Genomic DNA, 20,518 nt, shown 5'->3' with positions numbered 1-20,518 from the left:
GGCGTTTATGAAAATAGGCATTTATATTCATATACCATTTTGTATTTCGAAATGTTATTACTGTGATTTTTTATCTTTTCCAAAACCGGAAATACAATCTGATTATTGTAGGGTACTGATTGAAGAAATAAAAAATCAAGCTAAGCTTATTTATAAAAAGCATACAATTAAGACTATATTTATTGGTGGCGGCACACCTATGATGCTTCCACCCCTTTTATTGGATGAAATATGCCTTACGATCACTGAGCACTTTATACTAGAGACTGATGTAGAATGGACAATAGAAGCTAATCCGGGCACAATTACAGCAGATTGTATGCATATTATCAATGCATATCCTATTAATCGCATAAGTTTAGGCCTACAATCTACGCATAATAGATTACTTAAGCTCATTGGACGCAGACATACCTTTGAAGAGTGGGCCAAAAGTATTTCGCTATTAAAAGAAAATACAACATGCAGTCTAAACTCAGATATTATGTTTGCACTGCCTACGCAAACGCTAGCAGAGTTTCAAGAAACCTTAGAAGTAGTAGCCTCTTATGATTTAGACCATATATCTCTCTATGCACTTATTATCGAAGAAGGAACAAGATTTTGGGAAATGTATCAACAAGGAGAGTTTGAGCTTATTGATGAAGAGACTGATAGAAAAATGTACCATTATGCAAAAGCGTATCTCAAGAGCCTCGGCTATATGCAGTATGAAATCTCTAACTGGTCAAAGCCGAGAAAAGCTTGTAAACATAATATCCTTTATTGGAAAAGAGAGCCTTATATAGGTATTGGACTTGGAGCCCATTCTTTTTTTGAAGGCATTAGATATCATAATGAAACCAAAATGGAAAAATACCTTCAATCAAGTGGACAAATCCAGTATCTTAAACGAGAACAAGAGGTAATAAGTCAAGAGGTGGCCATGCAAGAGTTTATGTTTTTAGGACTTCGAATGACTGAAGGAATAAGTATTACTGATTTTAATAAAACATTTAAAACAGATCTATTTAATGTTTATAAAAGCCAAATAAATAAGTGGATAAAACTTAAAATACTTGTAAAAAATAAGGATAACCTCTTTTTATCGGACTATGGTATGGACATCTGCAATGAGGTTTTTAGTTCTTTTTTATAATTATAAAAATTATTTATTAGGTTATTGACAGATTTTAAAAATAGTGATATCTTTATTTTATAGTTAGCACTCAAGCTTAGTGAGTGCTAACAAAGCAAAAGGAAGTGATGTTATGGACATGAATGAAAGAAAAGTAAGAATACTTGAAGCAATCATTCGTGATTATATACAAACGGGTGATCCAGTAGGTTCCAGAACAATTTCTAAAAAATATGATTTAGGGATTAGTTCTGCTACGATAAGAAACGAGATGGCAGACCTCGAAGACTTAGGGTTTATTATGCAGCCTCACACTTCCGCAGGCAGAATACCTTCTGATAAAGGATACAGATTATATGTAGATACGCTTATGGAAAGAAAACATGTTAATCCTGATGTGGAGCGTATTATTACTGAAATGATTAAGCAAAAGATCAATCGAATTGATATGCTCGTTGAAGAAACAGCAAAACTTATTGCTATGCTTACAAATTATGCAACTATTGCATCGGCAGCACCTATTGCTCAAACAACGATTAAACATTTACAGCTTGTTCCTATTGACGATAAAAGTGTTGCATGTGTTATTGTAACAGATACTAATATTGTTAAGAATCACATCATAAGAACGCCTAAAGAATTAAACTTTCATCTTTGTATGCAGTTAACTAATATTTTAAATGAATGTTTAAAGGGTACAACGCTTACAGAAATCAGCTTGCATAAAATTAGAATATCTATAGAAGAAAAGCTGAAAGATTATAGTGATATAGCTGCCAGTGTATTAGAAGTTATTTATGATACTTTAAGACAAGAAGATATACCTAATATTTCCATAAGAGGTGTTAATAATATACTAGATCTTCAAGAGTTTAGTGATAGAGAAAAAATTAGAGATATATTTAAACTTTTTGAGGAAAAATTACATCTTGTAAAACTTTTAGATCATAATCCGAAAAATAAAACTACTATTCGGATAGGCCAGGAAAATATATATACACCAATGAAAGATTGTAGTATTATCACGACAAGCTATACTATTGGAGGCTATACATTAGGTAATATAGGGATTATTGGCCCTACCCGTATGGACTATGGTCAAGTTGTATCCGTTTTAGAGTATGTTACAAATCATATTACAAACATGCTTAATGAATTTGATGATTCTTAAAAAAGTTACGTGATTCATTATGCAGAAAGGGTGAAAAAATGGAGGATAACAAAAATATAATAGATCATGAAAATGAGATTATTGATGAAGAAACAGTAAATCAAGATCAGAACGATAAATCTATTATTGAGGATGAAGTATCTCAAGAAGAACCAGCTAAAAATGAGGAAGCAGCAAAAACTCAGGCACAAGAAGAAAATGATAAAGCAGCTGAGTATTTAGAACGTCTTCAAAGATTAATGGCTGAATTTGATAACTATAGAAAACGCAGCCAAAAAGAAAAAGCAGATGCCTATGACTTTGCAGTAGGGGGAACAGTAGTTGAACTGCTTCCAATTATAGATAATTTCGAAAGAGCACTCAAAGTAGAATCAGAAGATAAAGCCTTTTATGAAGGCGTTACAATGATATATAAACAATTCATTGGTTTTCTTGAAAATATCAATGTAACACCTATTGAAGCGAAAGATCAAGTATTTGATCCTAATCTTCACAATGCTATCTTGCATATCGAAGATGAAAATTATGGAGAAAATATAGTAGTAGAAGAGCTTCAGAAAGGGTATTTATATAAAGAAAAAGTAATTAGACATAGTATGGTTAAAGTTGCCAATTAATAGTTAGGAGGATGAAAATCATGGGAAAAATTATAGGAATCGATTTAGGTACAACAAATTCATGTGTTTCAGTTATGGAGGGTGGTAAGCCTGTTGTTATTGTAAATGCTGATGGTGGCAGAACAACGCCTTCAGTAGTTGGTTTTACTAAAAGTGGAGAACGTCTAGTAGGTGATGTGGCTAAACGTCAAGCTATTACTAATCATGACAGAACAGTAATGTCTATTAAAAGACATATGGGAACTAATTATAGAGTAAGTATTGATGGTAAGGATCTTTCACCACAAGAAATATCTGCTATTATTCTTCAGAAATTAAAGGCAGATGCCGAAAGTCATTTAGGAGAATCAGTAACAGAAGCAGTTATCACTGTACCTGCCTATTTTACTGATAGTCAGCGTCAGGCTACAAAAGATGCTGGTCGTATTGCAGGTCTCGATGTAAAACGTATTATTAATGAACCTACAGCAGCAGCACTCGCATATGGTCTTGATAATGAACATGAGCAAAAAATTATGGTATACGACCTTGGAGGTGGAACATTTGATGTTTCCATTATTGATATAGGTGATGGCGTTATAGAAGTTCTAGCAACAAGCGGAGACAATCGCTTAGGTGGAGACGATTTTGATCAAAAAGTTATTGATTATTTAGTGCAAGAATTCAAAAAAATGGAAGGCAATGATTTATCATCAGATAAAATTGCAATGCAAAGATTAAAAGAAGCTTCTGAAACAGCTAAAAAAGAACTTTCTTCAAAAACAAGTACATCTATCTTAATTCCTTTTATTTGTGAAGGAAAAAGTTTAGATATTACACTTACACGTGCTAAATTTGATGAGCTTACTTCAGATCTCGTAGAACGTACAATGGGACCAGTAAGACGTGCATTAGATGATGCGGGACTTAACGCATCAGAACTTGATAAAATCCTATTAGTAGGTGGCTCAACACGTATACCAGCTGTTCAAGATGCTGTAAAACGTTTGACAGGAAAAGAACCTTTTAAAGGTATTAATCCAGATGAGTGTGTTGCTATTGGTGCAGCCATTCAAGGAGGTAAACTTGCAGGAGATGCAGGAGCTGGAGATATTTTACTTCTTGACGTTACACCTCTTTCACTTGGAATTGAAACATTAGGTGGGGTAGCGACAGTTCTTATCCCAAGAAACACAACAATTCCTACAAAGAAAAGTCAAGTATTCTCAACCGCCGCAGATAATCAACCAGCTGTTGATATTCATGTTGTTCAAGGTGAGAGACCAATGGCTAGAGATAATAAAACACTTGGTAATTTTAAATTAGATGGGATTATGCCTGCAATGCGCGGTGTACCACAAATTGAAGTAACTTTTGATATTGATGCTAATGGTATTGTTAAAGTATCTGCAAAAGACTTAGGAACTGGTAAAGAACAACACATTACCATTACAGCAAGCACTAACTTAAGTGATGATGAAATCAATAAAGCAGTACAAGAAGCTGAAAAGTTTGCAGAAGAAGATAAAAAACGTAAAGAAACAATAGATCTTAAAAATGAAGCAGACAGCATGGTTTTCCAAACTGAAAAAATGATGAAAGATATGGAAGATAAACTTGATGCTGCGGATAAGTCAAAGGTAGAGGATAGTCTGAATAAGTTAAAAGAACTTAATAGTAAGTTTACTGTTGAAACAATGACAGATGCTGATATTTCAGAACTTAAAGCTGCAAAAGAGGAACTCACAAACGTTTTCTATGCGATATCAGAAAAACTTTATAGTCAGGCAGCTCCAGGTGCAGAGGGCGCTGATATGAACACTGGAGCAGGCAGTGCCCCTAATGATGATGTAATTGATGCTGATTTTAAAGAAGAATAATAATGCAGAAAACGGTCAAAGAGTAATGCTCTTTGACTGTTTCTGTGTTAATGTTTTGTAAAATAAACTGATATGTAGTAATATATAGAGATGAGATTTTGAAAATATCTGATTTGGGTGGTGAAATGTGTGGAAAAAAGAGATTATTATGATATTCTGGGAGTATCAAAAGGAGCTCAGGATACTGATATAAAAAAAGCTTATAGAAAAGTTGCTAAAAAATATCATCCGGATGCAAATCCTGATAACAAAGAGGCTGAATCAAAATTTAAAGAGGCAACAGAGGCTTATGAAGTATTAAGTGATGAGCAAAAAAGAGCTGCTTATGATAGATATGGACATAGCGCTTTTGATCAAACAGCTGGTGGTGGCGGTTTCTCAGGTGGGTTTGATACAGATTTTGATATGAATGATATATTTGGAAGTGTATTTGGAGACATATTTGGTGGGGGAGGACGCAGAAGACCAAGCGGACCTATGCCTGGGGCTGATATCAGACAGACTATTCAAATTGCATTTGAAGAAGCTGCTTTTGGATGTGAGAAAGAAATTACTGTTAATACCTCTGAAACATGTGCGACTTGCCATGGAAGCAAAGCTAAACCGGGTACAAGTGCTGTTCATTGCAGTAAGTGTGGTGGAACAGGGCAGATACGTGTAACGCAACGAACAATTTTAGGAGCTATGCAAAGCGTTCAGACTTGTGATGCGTGTCATGGTCAGGGCAAAATTATTAAAGAACCTTGTACAACTTGTCATGGACAAGGAAAAGTAAGAGTTCAGAAAAAAGTAACCATAAGTATACCAGCAGGTATTGACCATGGTCAAACCTTAAGGGTGTCTGGTAAAGGAGAAATAGGGGAAGTAGGGGCTCCAGCAGGTGACTTGCTTGTTACAATCTCCATCAAACCGCATGAGGTTCTGGAAAGAAAAGGAAATGATGTATACATGCGTATGCCAATTAGTTTTGCACAAGCAGCACTTGGGGCAGAATTATCTATTCCTACTTTGGATGGTAATGTCAAATTTTCAATACAAGCCGGCACACAGACATCTACAACCTTCAGACTTCAAAGCAAAGGTATTCCTAATATACGTAATAAGAAATACCGTGGTGATCAGTACGTAGAAGTTTACATCGTTGTGCCAAAGAATTTAACCGATAAGCAAAAGAATATCATTAGAGATTTTGAAAACGAGACAGGTGACCAAACAGAAGAATCTAAAAAAGGTTGGCAAAATATATTTAAGAAAAAATAAAAAGTTTCAAATAAAAAAACTTCCTTTTTAATACTGTATGTTTAAAGGGAAGTTTTTTAGTGAATGAAAACATTATTCTTCAGTAGTACGTTCTTCGATTGGGTCAGATACAACTTCAGTAGTGATAATAGCCTCATCAAAAGTTGATTTTTGGGATTCTAAATGAACAGTGGCAGCCTTAACTAGTTTACGCAGCGGACCAAAAAGAATATAAATAACGGCTATATAAAGGATAACCCTAAGCACAATTTCAAGAAGAGGAATAAATTGTATAGCAGAGTATAATGCTGAGTACATTGGATTCATCTTAAAACACCTCCTTAATTAAATTTTCTAAATATCCCTATTTATCATATACTATTTAGTAAGAAATTAAAATATTATTTTAAAAAAAGATATAATAGTTTATTAATTATAAGTTGTTTAGATAAATCTACTAAGTGCTTGAATAAATGTACGGGGTGTCATATAATTTAAATAAATTTGAATATGGAGATGAAGCAATGAACTGGTTAGAGGTTACAATATATACTTCAAAGCAAGGACTTGAGATTATAACAGGCGTATTATTACAATTAGGCGTAACAGGATTTGTTGTGCAAGACCCTGATGATTTTGATGAATTTTTAAAAGGTTGGGGAACTGAGTGGGATTATATGGACGAGGAAGTTGAAAAATTAAAGGATAGCGAAACAAGTATTACGGTCTATTTTGCAGATAATATGCAGGGTAATGAGACATTTGTTGAGCTTAAGAACATACTAGCCAGACTAAAAGCTTCAGATACCGAACAGAATTATGGGGAATTAACTTTAGAACTCGGCAATGTAAATGAGGAAGATTGGGCTAATAATTGGAAACAGTATTTTAAACCTTTCGAAGTAGGTGAAAAATTTGTAATTAAACCTTCTTGGGAAGAATATAAAGGACAAACTAATCGCATGATTTTAGAGATTGATCCTAATTCTAGCTTTGGAACAGGACAGCACTATACTACTCAGCTCTGTATTTGTCAACTTGAGAAATCTATTACACAAGATTGTAGGGTATTAGATATGGGATGCGGTAGCGGGATTCTTTCTGTAGCTGCAGTTTTACTCGGGGCAAAAGAAGTGACGGCAGTTGATATTGATCAAAATTCTGTGAATATAGCAGAGGATAATTTTAAGAAAAATAATATTTCTTCTAATACTTTTAAAACATATTGCGGTAATGTCATAGAAAATAACGACTTAGCTGAGGCGATTAGTTCAGAAGGGTATGATATTGTTGTTGCTAATATTGTCGCTGATGTTATTTTGTTTATGAAAGATATATTTGGAAAATTTTTAAAACCACAGGGCATTCTGATAGCTTCTGGTGTTATAGGTGAAAGATCAAAAGAAGTTGAGGAAGCCTTACAAGAGAGTGGCTTTGAGATTGATGAAATAACGGAAAAAAATGATTGGGTTGCGATTACAGCACACTTAAAATAAAATATCACTTAAGAAAAGGTATTTATTATGGCAAAATTTTTTGTGGATCATGGAGCAATTGATCAAGATTATATTTTAATTACAGGAACAGATGTAAAACATATTAAAAATGTACTCAGATTAACTGAAGGCAAAGAAATTTTAATTAATGATAGACAAGGTAAGGATTATCAGTGTATAATAAAAAAAATGGATACGGATGTCATATATGCTAAAATTAAGCATGTTTTATTATGTGAAACAGAACCAGCAGTAGAAACGATTTTATTTCAATCCCTTGTAAAAGGTGAAAAAATGGAGTTTGTGATTCAAAAAAGTGTAGAAATTGGTGTTACTAAAATTATTCCTATATGTACAGAACGATGTATTGTGAAAATGGAATCTGATACTAAGATTAAGAATAAATTAGATAGATGGAATAAGATAGCTGAAAGTGCGGCGAAACAAAGTAAAAGAGGTATTGTCCCAGAAGTTTTAAAACCTATTTTGTTTAAAGAAGCTATACTCTATGCCAGAGATCAGTATGAAGTTTCATGTATACCTTTTGAGAATGAGCATGCTCATCATATTAAGGCTTTTTTAAGAGCCTCTAATTATCAATCTATAGGTGTGTTTATTGGTCCGGAAGGTGGATTTACAGAAGAAGAAATTGAATTTGCTAAATGCAAAAATATTTTGCCCGTTACACTAGGCAAACGTATACTGCGCAGCGAAACAGCAGGACTTGTTGTTCTTGCTAATATTATGTATGAAATGGGTGGTAGTTGACGATGAATGATGTAACTTTTCTAGTAGTAGACGATGCAATATTTATGAGAACCGTACTTAAAAAGATGCTTACAGAAGCAGGTTTTAAAGTAATCGGCGAGGCAGGAAATGGTGTTCAAGCTATTGAAATGGCAGAAGAACTAAAGCCTGATATTGTTACATTAGATATTACAATGCCAGAGATGGATGGTATTGAAGCCATAGAGAAAATATTGCAGGTAAGCCCAGATACAAAAATAATTATGTGTTCGGCTATGGGGCAGCATTCTAAAGTTGTAGAAGCTATTAAAAGAGGTGCCAGAGACTTTGTAGTTAAACCCTTTGAAAAAACTCGTGTTTTGCAAGCTATTTATAATGTCATGAATAGATAAAAAAATGAGGGGAAGATACCCTCATTTTTTATGTAAGTGATAAATGAAAGAGGAAAAGGTTATGAAAGAAATCTATTTAGATAATGCATCAACAACAAAGCCGCTTAAGCAGGTAGCAGATGCGGTTGCAGATATTATGATAAATATCTATGGGAATCCTTCTTCTTTGCATAAAAAAGGGATTGAAGCGGAAACTATTATTAAAAATGCGAGTGTATTTCTAGCTAAAGTACTAGGCTGTGCACAAGATGAAATGATCTATACATCTGGAGGTACCGAAAGTAATAATATGGCTATCATAGGTACAAGTTTGGCTTATAGAAGAAGAGGTAATAAAATTATTACTACAGCCATTGAGCATCCATCAGTCCTTGAACCTTTTAAGTATTTAAAATCTCAAGGATTTGAAATCTGCATGATTCCAGTTAGTAAAGAAGGCTATATTGACCTTGAAGCTTTAGAGGAAGCTATAGATGAGCAAACTATTTTAGTCAGCATTATGCATGTTAATAATGAAATTGGAACCGTTCAGCCGCTGGAACAGATTGGTACACTGATTAAACAAAAGCATAAAGAAACACTTTTTCATGTGGATGCCGTGCAGTCTTTTAGTAAAATACCGATTCATGTAAAAAAGGATAAGATTGACTTATTATCAGTAAGTGCACATAAATTTTATGGTCCAAGAGGTATTGGTTTTCTCTATAAAAGCAAACAAGTTCGACTAAATCCTCTTATTTATGGAGGCGGACAGCAAAAGGACTTGCGTTCCGGCACAGAAAACACACCTGGTATTGCAGGGATGTTAGAGGCTTGCAAGTATGTTACTGAGAATAAGAAACAAATTAACGCAGAATATCTTGATGCTAAAACCTATTTAGCAAATGAAATTTTAGCACATATACCAGATACATTTATTAATGGACCATCTGTTTCTCAGGGAGCTCCACATATTTTAAATATTGGATTTAGAAATGTACGTGCTGAGGTTTTACTGCATGCTTTAGAACACAATGGAATTTATGTCTCATCAGGCTCTGCCTGTGCTTCTAATAAAAAGAGTCATAGCCACGCCCTTATGGCGATTGGTAATCACAAAGATGACTTTGATAATGCAATAAGGTTTTCCTTTGGGTTAGATATTACTAAAGAAGATCTTGACAATACACTTCAAGTATTAAAAGAACAAGTTGCATTGCTTAGAAGATATACCTTAGGAGGAAAACAACGATGAAAAAAGTCTTTTTAGTTAAATATGGTGAGATAGCTATTAAAGGGAAGAATAGATACTTATTTGAAAATAGATTAGTGGATAATATAAAAAAGAATCTTAAAGAACTAGGTCACTTTGTTACAAAAAAAGAGCAGGGCAGAATTATGGTAGAACCTATAGAAGATACTTTGATTGATGAACGCGCAGTAATTGATAAACTTAGCCGTATTTTTGGTATAGTTGGAATAGCGTATGGGTTAAAAGAAGAAGAAGTATCTATGGAGGCTATTAAAAGACTTGCCTATGCCCAAATGAATAAAGAGTGTTCAAATCAAGCGATAACTTTTAAAGTAGAAACAAGAAGAGCAGATAAGCGCTTTCCTCTTAATTCTATGGAAGTTAGTGCACAAATAGGAGAATATCTTTTAACTGAATTACAAGGAAAGGTAAAAGTAGATGTGCATCATCCAGATGTACTACTCATGGTAGAACTACGTAGCAGTGCATATGTCTATGCTACAACTTATAAGGGGGCAGGTGGCATGCCTTATGGCACCAATGGACAAGCGACACTTCTTTTATCTGGTGGCATAGATAGCCCAGTAGCGGGATGGATGGTTGCAAAACGTGGTGTCGAAATTGATGCAGTTTATTTTCACAGTCCACCCTATACTAGTGAAAGAGCAAAAGATAAGGTTGTTGATTTAGCTAAAAAAGTCGCTCAGTATACAGGCAGTATGAAAGTACATGTAGTGCCTTTTACAGAAATACAGATGACCATTTATGAAAAATGCCCTCATATACAGTTGACACTCATTATGCGCAGAATTATGATGAGAATTGCTGAAAAGATCGCTAGGATGAATAACAGTAAGGCACTTATAACAGGAGAAAGCATTGGGCAGGTTGCAAGTCAAACTTTACAAAGTTTAGTTGTGACAGATCATGTGGTGAATATGCCGGTATTTCGTCCTTTGATCGGATTTGATAAAGAGGAGATTGTTCAAATTTCTAAAAAAATAGACACGTATGAGACGTCTATTTTACCTTATGAAGACTGCTGTACCATATTTGTGCCTAAACATCCAGAAACAAAACCGCGCTTAGATATTATTGAAAACTCTGAAGAAATTCTAAAGGATACGCTTGAACAAATGATAGAAAGCGCCATAAGCCAGATGGAAATCATTCAAATTATTTAAAAGCCCATAGAGATGGGCTTTTAAATAGGTGTTTATTGGTGAATAAATGCGTTTAGTTTTGAAATTATTTCATCTGCATAGTTATCGTTATAAATATCTAAACGCAATGGTTTGCTAAGATCCAAGCTGAAAATACCCATAATAGACTTGGCATCAATAATGTAGCGTCCAGACGATAAATCAAAGTCGCCATCATAAATATTTATAAGATTAACAAATTGCTTTACCTTTTCAATTGAATTAAGTGAAATAGTAATGGATTTCATGTACGGCCCTCCTAATAACATTATATTTAATTATGATATGATAAATTTAGATAAAAATACATGAAAATATTTTTAAGCTACTTGTATAATATATTTTGATATGAAGATTGTCAATATGAAAGAGGTGAAATATTGAGAAAAGCAGCATTCTATACCTTAGGGTGTAAAGTTAATCAATATGATACAGAATCAGTCTTAGAAGATTTTAAGGCGGAAGGCTATCAGATTGTTGATTTTAATGATTTTGCGGATGTATATGTAGTGAATACATGTACAGTTACTCACTTAAGTGATAGGAAATGTAGACAAATGCTTAGAAAGACAAAAAAAATAAACCCAGAAAGTATACTTGTTGCTATGGGATGTTATGCTCAGATAGCAGGAGATGGTATCAAGGAACAAGTTGATGAAATAGATATTATAGTAGGCACAAATAAACGCAGTCAAATTGCACAGTTGGTTAGAGAATACTATGCAGGTATTAATAAAGAGATTAATCTTGTTTCTGACATTATGACTGTTGATGAGTTTGAAGAGCTTAAGATCTCTGATATGGGTGAGCGTACAAGGGTTTACTTAAAAATACAAGAAGGTTGCAATAATTATTGCAGTTATTGTATTATTCCGTATGTAAGGGGCAAAATTAGAAGTAGAAAAGAAGATCAAGTTTTAGAAGAAGCTCTAAGACTTTCACAAATTGGTTTTAAAGAAATTGTTTTAACTGGAATACATGTGGCTTCATATGGGAAAGATTTAGGTAATACAAGTTTGATAGAGCTCCTAAAAAAAGTACATGAGATACCTGATATTAAGCGCATTAGAATGAGCTCGATTGAACCTTTAGTCATTACCGATACATTTATCAGGGAAATAAACAATATGCCAAAGTTGTGTAAACACTTCCACCTGTCCTTGCAAAGTGGCAGTGAAAGTGTTCTTGAAAGAATGAATAGGAAGTATACTAAAGCTGAATACAAAGAGAGCGTAGCTAAATTAAGAAGTATTTGGCCGGAAGTTGCTATTACGACAGATATTATAGTTGGTTTTCCAGGAGAGACTGATGATGAGTTTAGTGAAACACTAGACTTTGTTAAGGAACTGCAGCTTGCGCAGATTCATATTTTCCCATTTTCCCCACGTATAGGAACACCGGCTGCAAGTATGGGGAATCAAGTTGAATCACACATAAAAGACTATAGAGTTAAAGTGCTAAGTGCGGTAGAAAAAGATTTAAGAAAAGCATTTATGATAAACTGCTTAAATAAGCAGGCTGAAGTTCTTTTTGAAGACTATCAAGACCACATCTTAACAGGTTATACAAGTAATTACCTTAAGGTACGTGTTCCAAGTGAAGTTAATCTTGAAAATACTATAGCGCGTGTAGTTATCGATAAATTAAATAATGACGAATTAATAGGACATATGCAATAATAATAATATTTTAATATTTTTGTAATTGTATATAGTTTTATTTTGTATTATGATATACTTAAAGACACAGGTGCAGATATTGGAAGGTGAAACAAATGGCGAATATTAATGAAACAATGCAATTTCATTTAGAGAATCTAGAAAAAGCCTCAACTAGAGAAATATTAATGGAGGTTTATATAGCGCTCCAAGAAAAAGGGTACAATCCCATTAATCAAATAGTAGGTTATATTATGTCCGGCGACCCAACTTATATTACAAGCCATAATGGCGCAAGAAACAAAATTCGAAAATTAGAACGCGATGAAATACTAGAAGAATTAGTGACTTGTTATTTAAAGCAATAGAAAGTGGGCTGTAGGGGCATACTCTACAGCTTTTTTATAGGAGGATTATATTGCGTATACTAGGCTTAGATTTTGGTACTAAAACAACAGGTGTTGCAGTGAGCGATCCATTTGGATGGACTGCACAAGGACTAGAAATCATAAGAAGACAAGACGAAAATAACTTAAAGCCTACTTTAGCTAGGCTTAATGAGCTATGTTCAGAGTATAAAGTTGAAAAAATCGTTCTTGGGCTTCCTAAAAATATGAATAATTCTATAGGTGAAAGAGGTGAAAAAACACTATTATTTAAAGAAAAGTTAGAAGCAAAGCTCAAAATTCCCGTAGTAGTTTGGGATGAAAGATTAAGTACAGTAGCTGCTGAAGGATTTCTTTTAGAAGCGGATGTCAGCCGTAAAAAGAGAAAACAAGTTATTGATAAGCTAGCGGCAACTATTATTTTGCAAAACTACTTAGACGCTACGCATTAAAGGTGTGCTTAACTTATTTTAGCAGATGATAAGAAGGGAAAAGGCTCATGGAACAAATTAAGTTTTTTGATGAAACGACAGGAGAAGAAACACTTTTCGAGGTATTAGATGAAATTGTGTTAGAAAATAAAAAATATATTTTAGTTGTCGATCAGGAAGATGTAGCAACTATTTTAAAAGAAGTAAGTGAATTAGATGAAGATATTACTTATCAACTGCTTGAAGATGAGAATGAGTTTAAAAAAGCTGCAGTTGAGTTTATGACAAATGATGATTACGATATTGAAATATAGAATTAATTAATACTAATAAATACAAAAAGCTTTGCAAGGGGATGAGATAAATTGAATACTGCAGTATTTAAAGAACGTTTAAAAGCACAAGGGTGTAAATTAACTACACAACGCAGAAGTGTATTAGATGTATTAATTGAGCATTGTGACGAACACCTATCTACTGAAGAAATATATGCTAAAGTTAAGAAAAATTATCCAGAAATAGGTTTAGCAACAGTTTATCGTACGGTTCAATTATTTGAAGATATGGGAATTATCGATCGTCTTAATTTTGATGATGGATGCAGCCGGTTTGAACTTACTTCCAATGAGGAAGTACATCATCATCATCATTTAATCTGTGAAGGCTGTAATAAAGTTTTTGAAGTCGAGAATGATTTATTAGAAGAAATAGAATCTGAGATTGAAAATAAATATAACTTTAAAATACATGACCATAATTTGATGTTCTATGGCCATTGTAAGGAATGCGTAAAAAAGATGAGCGACACGTAAGTCGTTAAATATATATGGAGGTGTAATTTTGGTACACAGAAAAACAAGAAGTAAATTACGTTTTATTTCACTGGGAGGACTTGGTGAAATTGGAAAAAACTTGAATGTATTTGAATACGAAGATGATATAGTTATAGTAGATTGCGGTTTAGCTTTCCCCGCGGATGAAATGTTAGGGATTGATTTAGTTATTCCTGATATTACTTATCTACTTAAGAATATTCATAAAGTGCGAGGTATAGTTCTTACTCATGGACATGAAGATCATATTGGGTCATTACCTTATGTTCTTCAAGAATTAAATGTGCCAATATATGGAACTAAACTAACAATTGGCTTAGTAGAAAATAAATTAAAAGAACATAATCTTTTAAAAACTACTGAAAGAAATGTTGTTGCTCAGGGAGATACTATAAAACTCGGTGAGCATTTCAAGGTTGAGTTTATAAGGTCGAATCATAGTATAGCCGATGCTGTCATGCTGGCTATAACTACACCGGTAGGAACTGTGCTTCATACTGGAGACTTTAAAATAGATTATACGCCTATAAGCGGGGCAACTCTTGATTTACATCGACTTGCAGAAATTGGTAAAAAGAAAGTGCTTCTTATGTTAGCAGATAGCACAAGTGTTGAAAGAAGCGGGTATAATCCATCTGAAAAAATGGTAGGGAAAAAATTTGATGATATATTCAGTAACAATACTGATAAACGGATCATGGTAGCTACTTTTGCTTCCAATGTTGATAGAGTGCAGCAAGTTATTAATTCAGCAACTAAGTTTAACAGAAAAGTGGCCGTTGTAGGAAGAAGTATGGTCAACGTTGTTAAGACAGCAAGTGAACTAGGCTATTTGAATATTCCTGATAATATGCTTATTGAAATAAATGAGATAAAAAGATATCGAGATGATCAAGTAGTTATTATTATGACTGGAAGCCAAGGCGAGCCCATGGCAGCACTTTCTAGAATGGCATCATCTGATCATAAACAAATTGAGATTAAACATGGAGATGTTATTATATTAAGTTCAACACCTATTCCGGGTAATGAAAAAACTGTATTTAAGGTAGTTAATGAATTATTTAAGAAAGGTGCGCAGGTTATACGAGAAGATACTCACGTATCAGGCCATGCTGCTCAGGAAGAACTAAAATTAGTGCATACTTTAGTACGCCCTAAGTTTTTCATTCCTGTTCATGGAGAATACAGACATTTGCAAAAACATGCTGAACTAGCTGTTGAATTAGGTATGAGTCAAAAAAACATACAAATTATTTCTATAGGAGAAGTAGTAGAGTTTACGCATGATACATGCAAGGTTGCAGGTAGTGTAACTTCGGGGCAAGTCCTTGTAGATGGTCTTGGTGTTGGAGATGTTGGAAATATTGTACTTAGAGATAGAAAACATCTTTCACAAGACGGTTTATTAATTGTTGTTATGACACTTGAAAAGGCATCAGGCACCGTTGTATCAGGTCCAGACATCATATCTAGAGGTTTTGTTTATGTAAGAGAAGCTGAGAATCTAATGGATGAGGCTAAAATGGTTGTAAGAAAAGCTGTAGACCGTTGTGAGCAAAAAAGAATTATGGAGTGGTCTCAAATTAAAACAATTGTTAAAGACGATCTTAGAGAATTTGTATGGCAAAAAACTAAACGTAGTCCTATGATTCTTCCAATTATAATGGAAATTTAATAAAACACCCTAGTTGCTTAAGTATTCTACTTATAGTAGCTAGGGTGTTAAAATTTAAAAAACATTTTTATCATAAAGAGTAGGTTTATGAAGTATAGAGAAACCACCAGCCGGAGAACTACTCCCTATAAGCAGACAAGGGGAAATTCACTGGCTGGTGATTTTAGTTTTTATGAAGCTCTTTGAAAAGTTTTTTTAGTGCTTTTTTTTCAATTCTTGATACATATGAACGCGAAATACCCATTTGCTCTGCTATTTCACGTTGTGTTTTTTCTTCTTCATTATTAAGACCATAGCGCAATTGAAGAATTTCCTTTTCTCTAGGTTTAAGTACATATTTAATTTGATGATAAAGTTTCTTCATTTCAATGCCAAAATCAACTTGATCAAATATAGTATCACTTTCATTACATAAAATATCAAGCAGGCTAATTTCATTACCCTCTTTATCTACACCAATAGGGGCATGTAAAGATGTTTCATATTTTTGTTTGCGTGAAGATCGGATACTCATTAATATTTCATTTGCTATAATCACGCTCTGGAAATAATCTTTCCATACGTTTTCTGGCGTCAGGACCAAAGAGATAAACTGATGCTTCCTCACCATCCCATTCGATTTTATCAATTAAAGTACCTAAATGTGTTCTTTGAGACACAGGGTCTAATGAGTCAATAGAAGAGCTAAAAGAAGAAAGTGTTTCTACTAAGTTTCCTAAATCATTTTCTGCTAGTTCATTAATATGCTTAGTCGACTTAAGTTCATTAAGTCTTTTTTCTAATAATGTATTCTCTTCATTGAGATGAGTAATTTTTTCAAGAATAGGAGATGTAATATTGGGATCTTTGGTCAGGGATAAAGTGTCTATTAAATTAGATATGGCTTTTTTATTGTTTTCTATGTTTTGATTTAAGCTTTTTTCTTCTAGCCTTAAATCATTTTCAATATGATTAATTTTTTTAGTATCCATTTGAAGCTTGGAATTAATGCCAGTATTCGATACGCACATATTCTTAATTTGATCCAGAACCATTTTATCCATCTCAAGACCATTAACATTTTTTACATTACATTGCTGACCATACGATTTTTCTTTAAGCTCGCAGATATAGTAATATTTTTGCACACCTTCTTTATTAAGTCTCCCAAGTTTTGGCCGCATATAACTGCCGCACTTTTGACAGCGTATTAAACCAGATAGGAGAGAATTTGTATTTTTTACTTTTCTAAATGTTTTGGACTTATTATCCTCAACCATATGTTGAACCTTAATCCAATCACTGCTTGGAATAACTCCATCATGCATACCTACTGAAATAATCCATTCTTTTTTATCTCTTAGCTTATTTGTACGTCCTTTAATTTGTTCTGTACGATTATAAGCTATAATCCCACTCTCGCCATTATAATATTTAGTATCATTATAGACCTGACAGCCACATTCTATAAAGTAGTTATAACTTAACTCATCGGCAACAACATAAACAGGATTTGTTAGTAGATTTTTTAAGGTATGGCGAGAATATGAAACACCATTTTTAGTTTGAATTTGTTTATTTAGAAGATAACTTTCTAACTGAGTTAAACTATTTAACTCTAAAAACTTATTATAGATTAATTTAATTGTATGAAGTTCACTTTCAACTGGCGTAAGCTTAAAAGCCTTTCTAGATTTGCCGCTATTGTCAATAGAGGATGTTTCTTGTGATTCGAAGCCCAAAGGAACATTGCCTCCAAGCCACCTGCCAGTTTTTGCAAGCTCCAACATATTGTCTCTTATACGTTCTGCAATGATTTCTCTCTCAAATTGACTGAAGATAGACGTCATAAACATCATTGCTTTAGCCATGGGTGAATAATCCCCAAAGTCTTCAGAAACAGATACAAACTTTACACTATACTTATTCAATTTATCAAGTAGCTGAGAAAAGTCAGAGATGCTTCTACTTATTCTATCCAAACGATAGCATAAAACTAAATCAATCTCTTTTGCTTCAATCATTTTTATAAGCTTTTTGAATTGAGGCCTATTTGTGTTACCACCTGAAAATCCTTCATCTTCAAGGATAAGTGCTTCTTCCGAATTGCAACAAAACCTATCTTTATTAATTACATTTTTTATGTAGTTTTTGCATATATTAATTTGGTTTTCAACTGAGTCACCACGACCAGTAAACTTACTCTTTCTTGAATAAATAGCAATTCTCATTCTATGCCTCCTTTGTGGTAGGATAATTTCATTATACAATAGAAGCGTTAATTTGCAACTCATGTAAAATCAAATAAATAGACTTATAAGACTCAAAATATGGTTGAACTACTTATAAAGTTATGATAATCTGGTAATAGACATGTATTATTAGATTATCTAAAATGTATGTCAGATAAGGAAACTGCTAAGTCAAATAGGATTTAGCCTTCAATAGAGAAATAGTAACAAGTAGAGAATTAAGTAGAGAAAAAGTAACAGGCAGAGAAAAATAATTAAAAAGAAATTTTCCAGGAAGAAGACAAACAAAATTTTAATCACGCGGATCATCGTGACTATTTTGTTTGTCTTCTTTTATACTATCCTTTCATAAATAACTGCTGCATAGGACAAATTGCTGTCAACATAATATTAAGTAACATGTGCAGGAGTGGTGTTCCCATGATAGTTAATTTTATTTTACCTCGTACTAAAGCTGATTTAGACGAATTACAAGATTGCATTAATATGATTCATTCTCACATTATTATAACTAAGATAAATGAATTAGATATTAGTTATGATGATAAGATCAAGTTATATGAACAAATTAGAAGTAAGATATTACATAATGTTGAGAAGTGATTAAATTAGTAAATAAGTGGTTATTGGGATGCACACGAAAAGAAAAAATATAGAATTTTCATTTAAAGAAGAGATAAATCTAATATAATAAAAAATGACATAGCCATAATAAAAATGAGCTATGTCATTTTTTATTATATTAGATTTTATCATTTTGGCATATATCTTGTTGGGATTTGTATACTGATATTATAAAAAGTTATTGAGTCCCAAAAATAAAAAGAGTGAATGTATAAAACAAAAATACATTCGCTCTTTTTTTGTATTTATACAGATTTATCGGATAATATATATCTTAGACTAGTAGACAATATTTATTCATAAAGTATTTTTTTATATTTGGAGACTGATAAACAGAAAAGAAATATAGTATAATAATATTAACTTAAAGAGTAAGTTCGAAATGTATTTTACCAAAAGAAGAGTGATAAAATGATACATACTATCCAAATGATTAGAATTATAGAAAATATTGATCAAGAAGATTTTTTCGATATCTATGGTAAGAATATTAATGAAATACATACAGTTGAAGAATTTCAAATATCTGGTAAGGTTAACTATAACTTTAGCAAAAGCAAATTTAGGGGGTACTTATACGTAAGAATAGATGCAATACAAGTTTTAGGTACACCAGATATACAAGAATATCATTCTGAAAAACTTCAGAGCCTAATATGCTTTATTGATGGGAAAATCCCTAATCATAAAAAACATGTTATGAAGCTACATGTTATCGACTATCGTATGGATGTGGTAGTACCTAATAAGCAACATATTAAAATTCTATTGCTGCTATATAAAAAATGTTTTGAGAACAGTTATAGAAAAAAAGCAGTAATAGTTCTCGAACATGAGACAGGTATAGAGTATAAAAATGATAGTACATTAGTTAGAATGTATGATAAAGAAGCGGAAAGGGAAGAAAAAGATGAAGAAATAAAAATATATGAAAAGTGGGTTCTCAGATTAGAAGTATCAGTACATAATAGAAATTTAAATTATATGTTTAAAATTCATGGAATTAAAAAGACTATAGCAAATTATTTAACAGATGAAATGTACAAAAGATATATGTTATCTTTTGTTCCGGAATTAATATATATGGGAGACTTTTATTGTATTAGTCTTGCTGAAGAAAGAATTAGTTCTAGCAATATATCTTTGTACTATAAAAAGATGCTAAAGGATTTTTTAATACTAGTAGCAAAAGACGAGGCAAATCTTAAAGCGTCGAATGAAAGAAAAAAAACATATTTTAGGTACTTAAAACAACTGAAAGAATTAAAAATGCATCCCCTAATAATAGACTCTTATGAGTTAAGTCTACTAGAAAATCCTTTTCTAAGTAGTTTTAATAATTTAAAAGCTAAATAATGGTATATTTTATTAAAATCTTATATGTTTTCACATACCACGCACGTTGGTATAATGGCATTGTAGGATTTATATTCCCTGTGACACCTCACGTTGAGACTGTAGTTAAGCTTAGCGCGCGTCCAGATAAGTCTCTAGATGCTTGCTGTTGAAAGTCCAGTCTGGGTAAGAGTCAAGTCGCCCAGTAGCTAGTAGCCAAAGTACGGAGTAATCTTTGCTTTGAAGCGCTATGAAGAAAGCATTATCCTAG

The 20,518-nt window shown here is 32.9% G+C and carries 21 protein-coding genes; 17 read left to right on the top strand and 4 right to left on the bottom strand.

Annotated elements, in window-relative coordinates:
- The first annotated feature begins 7 nt into the window (after window positions 1-7).
- The 5 genes from hemW to dnaJ all read left to right on the top strand — a co-directional run bounded on the left by hemW (window position 8) and on the right by dnaJ (window position 6,024).
- Window positions 8-1,138 carry a radical SAM family heme chaperone HemW gene (gene hemW / locus BN3326_RS04650; RefSeq protein ID WP_069997930.1) on the top strand — a complete coding sequence of 377 codons (1,131 nt, stop codon included), beginning with the start codon at window positions 8-10 and terminating at the stop codon, window positions 1,136-1,138.
- Window positions 1,139-1,250: 112 nt separating this feature from the next.
- Entirely contained in the window at window positions 1,251-2,288 is a 1,038-nt protein-coding gene (gene hrcA / locus BN3326_RS04645) for a heat-inducible transcriptional repressor HrcA (protein WP_069997929.1), read from the top strand.
- Between the two features lie 38 nt (window positions 2,289-2,326).
- Complete coding sequence (grpE, locus tag BN3326_RS04640; protein WP_069997928.1) at window positions 2,327-2,905, top strand: nucleotide exchange factor GrpE; 579 nt, start codon at window positions 2,327-2,329, stop codon at window positions 2,903-2,905.
- A 20-nt stretch (window positions 2,906-2,925) separates the two neighbouring features.
- Window positions 2,926-4,764, top strand: a complete 1,839-nt coding sequence (gene dnaK, locus BN3326_RS04635; RefSeq protein WP_069997927.1) for a molecular chaperone DnaK — start codon at window positions 2,926-2,928, stop codon at window positions 4,762-4,764.
- Between the two features lie 129 nt (window positions 4,765-4,893).
- A complete protein-coding gene (dnaJ, locus tag BN3326_RS04630) occupies window positions 4,894-6,024 on the top strand; it encodes a molecular chaperone DnaJ (RefSeq protein WP_069997926.1) in 1,131 nt (376 codons plus the stop codon).
- Between the two features lie 72 nt (window positions 6,025-6,096).
- Here the strand turns inward: dnaJ and BN3326_RS04625 are convergent, their stop codons facing one another.
- Entirely contained in the window at window positions 6,097-6,330 is a 234-nt protein-coding gene (locus BN3326_RS04625; RefSeq protein WP_069997925.1) for a hypothetical protein, read from the bottom strand.
- A 197-nt stretch (window positions 6,331-6,527) separates the two neighbouring features.
- On the opposite strand from BN3326_RS04625, the gene prmA reads away from it, so the two are divergent.
- The 5 genes from prmA (at window position 6,528) to thiI (ending at window position 11,053) form a co-directional block, all read left to right on the top strand.
- A complete protein-coding gene (prmA, locus tag BN3326_RS04620) occupies window positions 6,528-7,499 on the top strand; it encodes a 50S ribosomal protein L11 methyltransferase (protein WP_069997924.1) in 972 nt (323 codons plus the stop codon).
- A 27-nt stretch (window positions 7,500-7,526) separates the two neighbouring features.
- Complete coding sequence (locus tag BN3326_RS04615; RefSeq protein ID WP_069997923.1) at window positions 7,527-8,267, top strand: RsmE family RNA methyltransferase; 741 nt, start codon at window positions 7,527-7,529, stop codon at window positions 8,265-8,267.
- 2 nt (window positions 8,268-8,269) lie between these two features.
- Entirely contained in the window at window positions 8,270-8,638 is a 369-nt protein-coding gene (locus BN3326_RS04610; RefSeq protein ID WP_069997922.1) for a response regulator, read from the top strand.
- A gap of 61 nt (window positions 8,639-8,699) precedes the next feature.
- A complete protein-coding gene (locus BN3326_RS04605; protein WP_069997921.1) occupies window positions 8,700-9,872 on the top strand; it encodes a cysteine desulfurase family protein in 1,173 nt (390 codons plus the stop codon).
- The gene (thiI, locus tag BN3326_RS04600) at window positions 9,869-11,053 is read left to right on the top strand and encodes a tRNA uracil 4-sulfurtransferase ThiI (protein ID WP_069997920.1); all 1,185 of its coding nucleotides are present in this window, start codon (window positions 9,869-9,871) and stop codon (window positions 11,051-11,053) included. Before BN3326_RS04605 ends, thiI begins: the two co-directional genes overlap by 4 nt.
- Window positions 11,054-11,085: 32 nt before the next feature.
- Here the strand turns inward: thiI and BN3326_RS04595 are convergent, their stop codons facing one another.
- Window positions 11,086-11,319, bottom strand: coding sequence for an HPr family phosphocarrier protein (locus tag BN3326_RS04595; RefSeq protein ID WP_069997919.1), 234 nt, complete (start codon window positions 11,317-11,319; stop codon window positions 11,086-11,088).
- 132 nt (window positions 11,320-11,451) lie between these two features.
- Here BN3326_RS04595 and mtaB point away from each other — a divergent pair, with 132 nt between their 5' ends.
- The 6 genes from mtaB (at window position 11,452) to BN3326_RS04565 (ending at window position 16,057) form a co-directional block, all read left to right on the top strand.
- The gene (mtaB, locus tag BN3326_RS04590; protein ID WP_069997918.1) at window positions 11,452-12,750 is read left to right on the top strand and encodes a tRNA (N(6)-L-threonylcarbamoyladenosine(37)-C(2))-methylthiotransferase MtaB; all 1,299 of its coding nucleotides are present in this window, start codon (window positions 11,452-11,454) and stop codon (window positions 12,748-12,750) included.
- 116 nt (window positions 12,751-12,866) lie between these two features.
- Window positions 12,867-13,097 (top strand): IreB family regulatory phosphoprotein, encoded by a 231-nt coding sequence (locus tag BN3326_RS04585; protein WP_442857200.1) that lies wholly within the window; start codon window positions 12,867-12,869, stop codon window positions 13,095-13,097.
- A 50-nt stretch (window positions 13,098-13,147) separates the two neighbouring features.
- Window positions 13,148-13,567 (top strand): Holliday junction resolvase RuvX, encoded by a 420-nt coding sequence (gene ruvX, locus BN3326_RS04580; protein WP_069997916.1) that lies wholly within the window; start codon window positions 13,148-13,150, stop codon window positions 13,565-13,567.
- Between the two features lie 47 nt (window positions 13,568-13,614).
- The gene (locus BN3326_RS04575) at window positions 13,615-13,860 is read left to right on the top strand and encodes a DUF1292 domain-containing protein (protein WP_069997915.1); all 246 of its coding nucleotides are present in this window, start codon (window positions 13,615-13,617) and stop codon (window positions 13,858-13,860) included.
- Window positions 13,861-13,911: 51 nt separating this feature from the next.
- On the top strand, window positions 13,912-14,358 hold the full coding sequence (locus BN3326_RS04570; RefSeq protein WP_069997914.1) for a Fur family transcriptional regulator: 447 nt from the start codon (window positions 13,912-13,914) through the stop codon (window positions 14,356-14,358).
- 28 nt (window positions 14,359-14,386) lie between these two features.
- On the top strand, window positions 14,387-16,057 hold the full coding sequence (locus BN3326_RS04565) for a ribonuclease J (protein ID WP_069997913.1): 1,671 nt from the start codon (window positions 14,387-14,389) through the stop codon (window positions 16,055-16,057).
- Window positions 16,058-16,220: 163 nt separating this feature from the next.
- On the opposite strand, the gene BN3326_RS04560 is transcribed toward BN3326_RS04565, so the two are convergent.
- Both BN3326_RS04560 and BN3326_RS04555 read right to left on the bottom strand, forming a co-directional pair.
- Window positions 16,221-16,595 (bottom strand): sigma-70 family RNA polymerase sigma factor, encoded by a 375-nt coding sequence (locus tag BN3326_RS04560; RefSeq protein ID WP_242875940.1) that lies wholly within the window; start codon window positions 16,593-16,595, stop codon window positions 16,221-16,223.
- On the bottom strand, window positions 16,579-18,267 hold the full coding sequence (locus tag BN3326_RS04555; RefSeq protein ID WP_069997912.1) for a recombinase family protein: 1,689 nt from the start codon (window positions 18,265-18,267) through the stop codon (window positions 16,579-16,581). Before BN3326_RS04555 ends, BN3326_RS04560 begins: the two co-directional genes overlap by 17 nt.
- A gap of 1,074 nt (window positions 18,268-19,341) precedes the next feature.
- On the opposite strand from BN3326_RS04555, the gene BN3326_RS04545 reads away from it, so the two are divergent.
- Window positions 19,342-20,268 carry a hypothetical protein gene (locus BN3326_RS04545; protein WP_141722846.1) on the top strand — a complete coding sequence of 309 codons (927 nt, stop codon included), beginning with the start codon at window positions 19,342-19,344 and terminating at the stop codon, window positions 20,266-20,268.
- Window positions 20,269-20,518 lie beyond the last annotated feature (250 nt).

The organism is Cellulosilyticum sp. I15G10I2 (assembly GCF_900095725.1).
Taxonomy (GTDB): Bacteria; Bacillota; Clostridia; order Lachnospirales; family Cellulosilyticaceae; genus FMMP01.
This window is presented reverse-complemented; position numbering and strand designations above follow the sequence as displayed.

What these genes read in the sequence shown, in the direction of transcription:
- hemW (WP_069997930.1), top strand. Translation starts at nt 8, where the DNA reads ATGAAAATAGGCATTTATATTCATATACCATTTTGTATTTCGAAATGT.
- hrcA (WP_069997929.1), top strand. Translation starts at nt 1,251, where the DNA reads ATGGACATGAATGAAAGAAAAGTAAGAATACTTGAAGCAATCATTCGT.
- grpE (WP_069997928.1), top strand. Translation starts at nt 2,327, where the DNA reads ATGGAGGATAACAAAAATATAATAGATCATGAAAATGAGATTATTGAT.
- dnaK (WP_069997927.1), top strand. Translation starts at nt 2,926, where the DNA reads ATGGGAAAAATTATAGGAATCGATTTAGGTACAACAAATTCATGTGTT.
- BN3326_RS04625 (WP_069997925.1), bottom strand. Translation starts at nt 6,330, where the DNA reads ATGAATCCAATGTACTCAGCATTATACTCTGCTATACAATTTATTCCT.
- prmA (WP_069997924.1), top strand. Translation starts at nt 6,528, where the DNA reads ATGAACTGGTTAGAGGTTACAATATATACTTCAAAGCAAGGACTTGAG.
- BN3326_RS04615 (WP_069997923.1), top strand. Translation starts at nt 7,527, where the DNA reads ATGGCAAAATTTTTTGTGGATCATGGAGCAATTGATCAAGATTATATT.
- BN3326_RS04610 (WP_069997922.1), top strand. Translation starts at nt 8,270, where the DNA reads ATGAATGATGTAACTTTTCTAGTAGTAGACGATGCAATATTTATGAGA.
- BN3326_RS04605 (WP_069997921.1), top strand. Translation starts at nt 8,700, where the DNA reads ATGAAAGAAATCTATTTAGATAATGCATCAACAACAAAGCCGCTTAAG.
- thiI (WP_069997920.1), top strand. Translation starts at nt 9,869, where the DNA reads ATGAAAAAAGTCTTTTTAGTTAAATATGGTGAGATAGCTATTAAAGGG.
- BN3326_RS04595 (WP_069997919.1), bottom strand. Translation starts at nt 11,319, where the DNA reads ATGAAATCCATTACTATTTCACTTAATTCAATTGAAAAGGTAAAGCAA.
- BN3326_RS04585 (WP_442857200.1), top strand. Translation starts at nt 12,867, where the DNA reads ATGCAATTTCATTTAGAGAATCTAGAAAAAGCCTCAACTAGAGAAATA.
- BN3326_RS04575 (WP_069997915.1), top strand. Translation starts at nt 13,615, where the DNA reads ATGGAACAAATTAAGTTTTTTGATGAAACGACAGGAGAAGAAACACTT.
- BN3326_RS04555 (WP_069997912.1), bottom strand. Translation starts at nt 18,267, where the DNA reads ATGAGAATTGCTATTTATTCAAGAAAGAGTAAGTTTACTGGTCGTGGT.
- BN3326_RS04545 (WP_141722846.1), top strand. Translation starts at nt 19,342, where the DNA reads ATGATTAGAATTATAGAAAATATTGATCAAGAAGATTTTTTCGATATC.